This window comes from Tissierella creatinophila DSM 6911 (assembly GCF_001940565.1).
Classification (GTDB): Bacteria; Bacillota; Clostridia; order Tissierellales; family Tissierellaceae; genus Tissierella_A; species Tissierella_A creatinophila.
This window is the reverse complement of sequence record NZ_LTDM01000004.1, coordinates 79928-89156: the sequence shown is the minus strand read 5'-3', so window position 1 is coordinate 89156 and position 9229 is coordinate 79928. Positions and strand designations below refer to the sequence as shown.

Genomic DNA, 9229 nt, shown 5'->3' with positions numbered 1-9229 from the left:
CAGATGTGTTTAAGGGACAGCATATAGGCAGTCCATTTAAATGGACTGCCTATATGTTTATATTTTTAAGTATTATTCTTCAATACTTATTGCTTCTGTCGGGCAAGATTCTTCCGCTTCTTTTGCACTATCAACTGCATCTTCAGGTATTGGATCTGCAATTACAACCGCAATATCTTCATCATCTAACTCAAATACTTCAGGACATATGGTCGCACAAAGACCACAGCTAATACAAGCGTCTCTATCTACTACAGCTTTCATTTTTTTCCCTCCATAAATCAATATTTAGATACAATTTTATTATATTATCTTTCTCCTCTTTATACAAGATGATGTTTTAATAATTACATTAATTTAGAAATGTTTTTACTAAACTCAATAGGATCTTCTATGGGAAGTCCTTCTATTAAAAGAGCTTGATCATAGAGAAGATTAGTATAAAGAATAAACTTATCCTTATCATCACTATATACCTTTTGAAGAGTATTAAATATATCATGATTTACATTTATCTCTAGTGTTTTTGAAGCTTTAATACTACTATCTTCACTCATACTACTCAATATCTTTTCCATCTCAATAGAAATATCTCCATCACTGGAAAGGCAAACTGGATAGTTTTTAAGTCTTTTTGAAGACTTTACTTCATTTATTTTATCTCCTAGAATTTCTTTCATAGAAAGGAATAAATCTTTATTTGCTTCATTTGTTTTTTCTTCTTCTTTTTTCTTCTCTTTATCTTCTTCTATTCCTAAATCTTCACTAGAAACTGATCTAAACTCTTTATCTTTATAACTTATTAAAATCTTAATAGCAAATTCATCTACATCTTCTGTTAAATAAAGGATTTCATAATCCTTATCTTTTATTATTTCAGATTGTGGAAGTTTGTCTAATCTATCTATTGAATCTCCACTTGCATAGTAAATATATTTTTGATCTTCTTTCATTTTTTCTACATATTCATCTAATGTAACCAAGTCTTTTTCTTTTGATGAATAAAACATTAGAAGATCTTGTAATTTTTCTTTATTCATTCCAAAGTCATTATAAACTCCGAATTTAATTCCCTTACCAAAGTTTTTAAAGAATTCTTTATATTTTTCTCTTTCATTTTCAAGAAGAGATTTTAATTCGTCCTTTATCTTTTCTTCTATTTTTTTAGCTATAAGCTTTAACTCTCTATTATTTTGGAGCATTTCTCTGGATATATTCAAAGAAAGATCTTCTGAATCTATTACTCCCTTTACAAAGCTAAAATAGTCTGGAATAAGTTCTGAACATTTTTCCATTATTAAAACTCCACTTGAATAAAGTTCGAGTCCCTTTTCATATTCTTTTGTATAAAAGTCATAAGGAGTATTAGATGGTATAAAAAGAATCGATCTATAGCTAACCATTCCATCTACATTAAAATGAATAGTTTTAAGTGGTTTATCCATTCCAAAATGTTTTTCTCTATAAAAGTTTTCATAATCTTGTTCATCAAGTTCGTTTTTATTTTTTCTCCAAATAGGAACCATGCTATTTATTATCTCTAATTCCTTATACTCTTCATACTCCTTAGAATCATCATTTTGTCTTTGTTTAGTTATCATCATTTTAATAGGGTATCTTATAAAGTCTGAATATCTTTTTATAAGAGCCTTAATAGTATATTCATCTAAAAACTCATCATAATCTTCATCTTCTGTACTTTCCTTTATCTTAAGAACTATTTCAGTTCCAATTTTTTCTTTAGTAGTGCTTTCTATAGTATATCCTTCTGCTCCACTAGACTTCCATAAAAATGCTTCATTCTCCCCTAAAGCTTTAGTTTTTACTTTCACACTATCAGAAACCATAAATGCTGAGTAAAATCCCACACCAAATTGCCCTATAATATCTATATCTTCTTTTTTATCATTTTCATTTTTAAAATTAAATGATCCACTTCTAGCAATTATACCTAGATTATCTTCTAATTCTTCCCTAGTCATACCAATTCCAGTATCTTTTATAGTAAGCTCTCTATTTTCTTTATCTATTGATATATTTATAAAAAAATCTTCTTTATTAAAATTTATATCACTATCAGTAAGAGCTTTATAATAGTATTTATCTATAGCATCACTTGCATTAGATATAAGTTCTCTTAAAAATATTTCCTTGTTTGTATAAATTGAGTTGATCATTAAATCTAATAATCTTTTAGATTCTGCTTTAAATTCTCTTTTTTCCATAATAATCTCCCTTTGCTTATTTTTTAGCAGTCAATGTGTTAGATTGCTAATGGTTATTTTATATCATATTTATTTTTTAAAGTCAAATATAAAATGGTATTTTAATTTAAGAACAATCCTAAATATTTAATTATTATTTTAATAATATGTATTTATTAGTTAAATAGACACTTTAATAAAAAAGTAAATTTTTTAAAAATTAAATAGCGAAAGTTGAATTTTATCTGAATTTGAAAAATTTGATATACTAATACCTATTAGCCTAATCTTTTTATCTAAATTTAATTCATCTAATAACATACTAGAGAGTGTATAGATGTCATTTGCACTATTTATATTATAATCTAAAGTTCTACTTCGAGTCTTAGATTTAAAGACTTCATCTTTTATTTTCAAAGTAATAGTTCTTCCTTGGATTCTTTTTATTTTTAGTTCTGCTTCTATTTCTAAGGAAAACTCATAAAGATATTCTTTTAAAATGTTTTTTTCTCTAGTGGCTATTTCAAGTGTAGTTTCTGTTCCCAATGACTTTCTTTCTCTTTCAGTTTCAAGATTTCTATTGTCGATTCCTCTTATTCTATAATAAATTTCCGTTCCATGCTTTCCAAGGAGTTCTATGAGAAATTCTTCTGATAGTTCTATTAAGTCTTGTACTTTATAAATTCCTATATCATTAAGTTTTTTAGTAGTTTTTTTTCCAATACCATGAATCTTTTCAATGGGTAAAGGTAAAAGTATTTCTGGGACCATACTAGGCATTATAATCTTCATCCCATTTGGTTTATTCCAATCTGACGCCAATTTTGCCAAAAATTTATTGAAGGATAGTCCCATAGAAAGTGTAAGCCCAGTATTTTCAAACACTTCTCTTTTCATTTGAAAACAAGTTTCTATTTTTTCTCCAGAAATATTTGATATATCAAGATATGCTTCATCTATTGATACTTGCTCCAATACATTTGTGAACCTATTTAATATACTAAAAACTTCTTCTGACACATCTCTATACCTTTTTATTCTTGTTGGTACAAATATACCCTTAGGGCACATTTGTTTTGCCATAAATATAGGCATGGCAGAATGCACCCCATATTTTCTAGCTTCATAGTTTGCAGTAGTAACTATTCCATGATTACTACTACCACCTACTATTACAGGTTTTCCTTTTAAACTTTGATTATCTCTCTCTTCTACTGAAGCATAAAAAGCATCCATATCTATATGAAGAATACATAAATCTTCAGGTAATTTATACTCCATCATGTCCTCACCCTTTTATTGATATCACTTTAATTATATCATATGTTCAACATTCTTCCTATTAACATAGAAAAAACTACAGAAATTATCTGCAGTTTTTTCTATCCTCCAAGATATGCATTTTTAACTTCATCATGGTTTAAAAGTTCAGATGCTTTTCCTTCTAATTCTATCTTCCCATTTTTTATTATATATGCTCTATTAGCACATTGTAGTGCCATATTTGCATTTTGTTCCACTAATAGTATTGTGGTTCCTTTTTTATTGATGTCTACAATTATATCAAATATATCCTTTACGATTAGAGGTGCAAGTCCCATGGAAGGTTCATCTAATAATAGTAATTCGGGTCTAGATAATAAAGCCCTTCCAATAGCTAACATTTGTTGTTCTCCACCTGATAAAGTAGATGCACTTTGGTTTTTTCTCTCATATAAAATTGGAAATAGAGAATAAATATTTTGAATATCTTTTTCTATTTCAGATTTATCTTTTCTAGTGAAAGCTCCAATTTCTAAATTTTCATATACGCTCATATCTGCAAAAACTCTTCTGCCCTCTGGAACATGCGATATTCCCATTTTAACTATTTCTGAAGCAGTAACTTTTTTTAAGTCTTTTCCTTTAAATAATATATTCCCACTTTTCAATGTTTCAAGACCTGAAATAGTTCTTAGCGTTGTCGTTTTCCCTGAACCATTTGCTCCAACAAGTGTTACTATTTCACCTTCATTTACCTTTATATCAATACCCTTTAGTGCATGAATACCACCATAATAAACATGTAAATCCTTTAGCTCTAACATCTTACTCACCACCCAAATAGGCTTTTATAACCTTTGGATTTTTTTGAATAGACTCTGGATTTCCTTGAGCTATTAATCTTCCATAATCAAAGACAAATAGTTTTTCACAAATATCCATTACAAGTGACATATCATGTTCTATAAGAATTATTGTTAGGTCAAACTCTTTTCTTATCCAATTGATAAGCTTCGTTAATTCTTTAGTTTCATTGGCATTCATGCCTGCTGCTGGTTCATCTAATAATAACAGTTTAGGCTTAGATGCTAAAGCCCTAGCTATTTCTAGTTTTCTTTGTTCTCCGTAAGGAAGATTTTTAGACAAAGTATCTTTTTTATCATAAAGATCAAATATTTTCAATAACTGAGTTACTTCTTCATTTCCCTTTTTCTCATTTTTAAAATAAGAAGAAAGATGAAATATAGAAGATAGTATTCCATATTTAAAATTATTATGATATCCGATTAATACATTTTCCAATACTGTCATATCTTTAAATAATCTTATATTTTGAAAAGTTCTAGCTACACCGTATTTAGTCATCTTAAATGGTTTAAAACTTTTAGCTGAAACTTCTTCTTTAAGTTTATATACTATATCTCCTGAGCTAGGATTATATATACCTGTAAGCAGATTGAAAAAAGTAGTCTTTCCAGCTCCATTAGGACCAATAATACCTACTATTTCTCCCTCATCTATAGTCATATTTATATCCGATACTGCTTTTACTCCTCCAAAAGATTTATATAAATTATTTACTACCAGCATATCCATTTAAACCACCCTTTTTATTAAATAATTTTAATTCTACATTCCCCATAATTCCTTGTGGTCTATATACCATTATTAAAAATAGTATTACTGCATATATTACCATTCTAAGTTCTGGTATATTTTGTAAAAATACTGAAATTAAAGATAAAGCTATAGCTCCAATTATTGAACCTGATATACTTCCCAATCCTCCAAATACTACAATTACTAATATATCTACTGATTTCATAAAGCCAAATGAATCTGGTTTTATAAATGAAAAATAATTTGCATATAATGCTCCTGCAATGCCTGCAAAGAATGCACCTATAGTAAATACTAATATTTTATAATAAGTAGTATTTACCCCCATTGCTTCTGCTGCTATCTCATCTTCTCTTATAGCTATACAAGCTCTTCCATGGTATGATTTTATAAAATTATAGATTATAAAAACTGTTAAAACTACTAAAAAATAAGTCCATGTCCAATTTGTATATTGAGGTATATCATTAAGCCCTACTGCTCCACCAATATAGTCATTATTAATTGCAATTATCTTTACTATCTCTCCAAATCCTAAAGTGGCTATAGCCAAATAGTCTCCTCTAAGTCTTAAAGTTGGAATGCCAATTATTATACCTGCTATGGATGCAACAACTGCCGCTGCAATTATTCCCACAATAAATGGAAGTCCTAATTTTGCAGTGACAATTCCTGAAGTATATGCTCCTATGGACATAAAAGCTGCATGTCCTAGAGAAAATTGTCCTGTAAATCCTGTTATAAGATTTAAACTTACTGCTAAAATGATATTAATTCCTATTAGGATTAAATTTAATTGAATATAAGAATCTATTACACCTAAGTGTGTTAAAAGCTCAACAATAGCATATACAATTAATATTGCTAGAATGCTGAGAATATTTTTCTTGTTTAAAATTTTCACGTTAAACCCTCCATTAGACCTTTTCTTTTACATCTTTTCCTAGAAAACCATTGGGTTTTAATAAGAGGACTAATATCAATATTGCAAAGGCTACTGCATCCTTATATAAAGATCCACCTAATGAACTGATAGTTGTCTCTGTTATACCTAAGAAAAATCCTCCAAACACAGCTCCTGGTATGATTCCTATTCCACCAATTACAGCTGCAACAAAGGCCTTTAAACCTGGTACTACACCCATAAGGGGATTGATCGAATTATAATAAGTTCCTACTAATACTCCTGCAGCACCTGCTAATGCTGATCCTATTGCAAATGTATTAGATATGGTTTTATTGATGTCTATTCCCATAAGTTGTGCTGCATCTCTATCTAAGGATACGGCTCTCATGGCTTTTCCTACCTTCGTTCTATGAATTACATATTGAAGTAGTAACATTAAAGAAATGGTAACAACGATTATATAAACATTTTTAATGTCCAATACTGCATCTGTATTAAATATTTTTATTTGTTTATCTGGTAATAGGCTTGGAAATGTTCTTGTATCTGGTTTAAAAAAATACATCATTCCATATTCTAAAAATAGTGATACACTTATAGCTGTGATTAAAGCTGCAATTCTAGTAGAGTTTCTAATAGGTTTATAAGCTACTTTTTCTATTATTACTCCTAATATAGCACATATCACCATAGACAAGATTAGCGCTGGAAAGAATCCTAACTTTAAAAATGTCGTTAAAGCAAAACCTACATAGGCTCCAATCATATAAATATCTCCATGGGCAAAATTTATTAATTTTATAATTCCATAAACCATTGTATATCCAAGGGCAATCAATGCATAAATACTACCTAGGGATACTCCATTTACAATTTGTTGAATAATCTCTTCCATAATCATCACTCTCTTTTTCCTTTATTATTAGAAAATCCCTAATAGTTTTAATAACTTTGCATCAGATGGAGATCTCCATCTGATGCTTAAACTAATTTTTATGGTTCTAATTTCTTTAAGAATTTTGGTTCTCCATCAACTAATTCAAGAATTGTTACTGCTTTTACTGGGTTATGATTTTCATCTATAGATAAACTACCTGTTACTCCTTTAAAATCTTTAGTTGATGCTAAAGCATCTTTTATCTTTTCAGAATTAGCTTCCCCTGCTCTATCTATTGCATCAACTAGGAATTTTGCTAAGTCGTATCCTAAAGCATTAAAGGCATCTGCATCTTTCCCATTTTTTGCCAAGAAAGCCTCTTTAAATGCTACTACTTCTGGGGCAGTATCCATTGGTGAATAGTGATTTGTATAGTAAACATCGTGTAATGAATCTTTATTAGCAATTTCTAGTAACTTTGGTGAATCATAACCATCTCCGCCTAGTACTGGAACTTCTATTCCTAATTCTCTTGCTTGCTTAACAATTAATCCTACTTCTTCATAATATCCAGGTATATAAATAACTTCTGGATTGGTAGATTTGATTTTTGTTAATACTGCTTTAAAATCTGTTTCTTTTGCTTGATAAGTTTCTTCTACAAGTATCTTTCCACCTAAACTTGGATATGTCTTTTTAAAACTATTCATTAATCCTTTTGCATAATCACTAGTATTATCAAAAAGAATTGCAGCATTTTTTAGTTTTAAATCGTTAAATGCAAAATTTGCCATTGTAACACCTTGGAAAGAGTCATTAAAGCAAGTTTTAAAGATATATTCTCTTACTTTACCATTGCTATCTACTGTAACATCGTCATCTGTTGCAGATGATGAAATAAGTGGAACCTTGTTTTGCATTGCTGGAGGTGTAGCTCCCTTTGTATTACCTGATGTTGCAGGTCCTAAAATAGCCACTACTTTATCTCTAGTAGCCAATCTGGTGGACACATTCGCAGCTTCTGCACTATCTGATTTATTATCAACTTTTATAAGTTCAATTTGTTTACCTAAAACTCCACCATCTTTATTTACCTCATCTATAGCAAGTTCAATACCTGCTACTGATGACTGTCCATAGGTAGCAACATTTCCTGATAATTCATAATTAAGTCCTATTTTAATAGTGTCTGATTCTTTTCCAGAGCCTCCAGTATCTTTCGCCCCACATCCTGTTAAAACACTAACCATCAATGCTAAAGCCATAAATAAAGTCATTGTCTTTTTCACTTTTTCATCTCTCCTTAATTTTGTAATTATTTTTTTGTACAAAATCATATTTCAACAAACTATCACCTTTAATAAAATTAACCACCTCCTAAATAAAAAAAGCCTCTATTATGTATACATAATAGAGGCGCATATAGCGCGTTACCACTCTAGATTATAATGTTCTCACGAATCATTATCTCACGGGGTTCAACTAAACCCTCCCTTATAACGTAGGCTGACGTCATAACTTACTTATTTCAGTCATGAAACTCTGAAGCGATAAAGTTCTATTTAGCATAATCCTGGTTCTCATCTTTCCCAGTTCTCTGTAATTTGCTTAAAATAGACTTTTCTTCATCTTAGTATTAATATAATATATTGAATTGTTTTAAAGTTTTGTTATTTCTAACTACAATATCATTTTATATTAAAAAAGTCAATAGTTTTTCAAAATTATGTTTATACTTAATAAAAGACATCTTTTAAGAAAAATTTTCAATTGTAATTCTTTGTCTATCTGTCGTATTTTACTAAAGAATTAGTATAGTAATTCTTTAGTTTCTCTCTTCCATTTAAAGATTCAAGCTCTATCAAAAACTCCATAGCTACTATCTCTCCACCTAAAGACTCTATAAGTTTAGCAGCAGAGAGCATAGTTCCGCCTGTGGCAAGTAAATCATCTACAATAGCAATTCTTTCACCTTTTTCAAATGCATCTGTATGAATTTCTAAAGAATTAGTTCCATATTCTAATTGATATTCATCTATTGATGTTTCTCCTGGAAGTTTTCCAGGTTTCCTAACTGGAATAAACCCTACTCCCAATACATAGGCTACCGCTGCACCAAATAAAAATCCTCTAGCTTCAGGCCCTACTATATAATCTATGTTTTTCCCTTTTAAATCTTCTACAAATTTATCTACCGCTTCTTTAAAAGCATCTTTATCCTTAATAAGTGTTGTTATATCTTTAAAACTAATCCCTTCTATAGGAAAATCTTCTATTACTCTAATTTTCGATTTAAGATCCAAAATATTCCCTCCATATTTAAAATAAATTCTGTGTTTGCTATATTAGTTTATCATA

At 29.4% G+C, this 9229-nt stretch carries 9 protein-coding genes and 1 other annotated feature; all 9 genes read right to left on the bottom strand.

Going from position 1 to position 9229, the window contains the following annotated elements:
• Nucleotides 1-72: 72 nt before the first annotated feature.
• On the bottom strand, nt 73-264 hold the full coding sequence (locus TICRE_RS01885; RefSeq protein WP_075724561.1) for a ferredoxin: 192 nt from the start codon (nt 262-264) through the stop codon (nt 73-75).
• Between the two features lie 83 nt (nt 265-347).
• The gene (gene htpG / locus TICRE_RS01880; RefSeq protein WP_075724560.1) at nt 348-2225 is read right to left on the bottom strand and encodes a molecular chaperone HtpG; all 1878 of its coding nucleotides are present in this window, start codon (nt 2223-2225) and stop codon (nt 348-350) included.
• Between the two features lie 192 nt (nt 2226-2417).
• Complete coding sequence (locus TICRE_RS01875; protein ID WP_075724558.1) at nt 2418-3485, bottom strand: DNA polymerase IV; 1068 nt, start codon at nt 3483-3485, stop codon at nt 2418-2420.
• Nucleotides 3486-3586: 101 nt separating this feature from the next.
• Complete coding sequence (locus TICRE_RS01870) at nt 3587-4291, bottom strand: ABC transporter ATP-binding protein (RefSeq protein WP_075724556.1); 705 nt, start codon at nt 4289-4291, stop codon at nt 3587-3589.
• A 1-nt stretch (nt 4292) separates the two neighbouring features.
• Nucleotides 4293-5063, bottom strand: coding sequence for an ABC transporter ATP-binding protein (locus tag TICRE_RS01865; protein WP_075724554.1), 771 nt, complete (start codon nt 5061-5063; stop codon nt 4293-4295).
• Nucleotides 5041-5991 carry a branched-chain amino acid ABC transporter permease gene (locus TICRE_RS01860; RefSeq protein WP_075724552.1) on the bottom strand — a complete coding sequence of 317 codons (951 nt, stop codon included), beginning with the start codon at nt 5989-5991 and terminating at the stop codon, nt 5041-5043. Before TICRE_RS01860 ends, TICRE_RS01865 begins: the two co-directional genes overlap by 23 nt.
• 13 nt (nt 5992-6004) lie before the next feature.
• Nucleotides 6005-6889, bottom strand: a complete 885-nt coding sequence (locus tag TICRE_RS01855) for a branched-chain amino acid ABC transporter permease (protein WP_075724550.1) — start codon at nt 6887-6889, stop codon at nt 6005-6007.
• A 98-nt stretch (nt 6890-6987) separates the two neighbouring features.
• The gene (locus tag TICRE_RS01850) at nt 6988-8160 is read right to left on the bottom strand and encodes an ABC transporter substrate-binding protein (protein WP_198927457.1); all 1173 of its coding nucleotides are present in this window, start codon (nt 8158-8160) and stop codon (nt 6988-6990) included.
• Nucleotides 8161-8280: 120 nt separating this feature from the next.
• Nucleotides 8281-8512 (bottom strand) — a binding site (T-box leader).
• Nucleotides 8513-8655: 143 nt separating this feature from the next.
• Nucleotides 8656-9174 (bottom strand): adenine phosphoribosyltransferase, encoded by a 519-nt coding sequence (locus tag TICRE_RS01845; RefSeq protein ID WP_075724547.1) that lies wholly within the window; start codon nt 9172-9174, stop codon nt 8656-8658.
• Nucleotides 9175-9229: the final 55 nt, after the last annotated feature.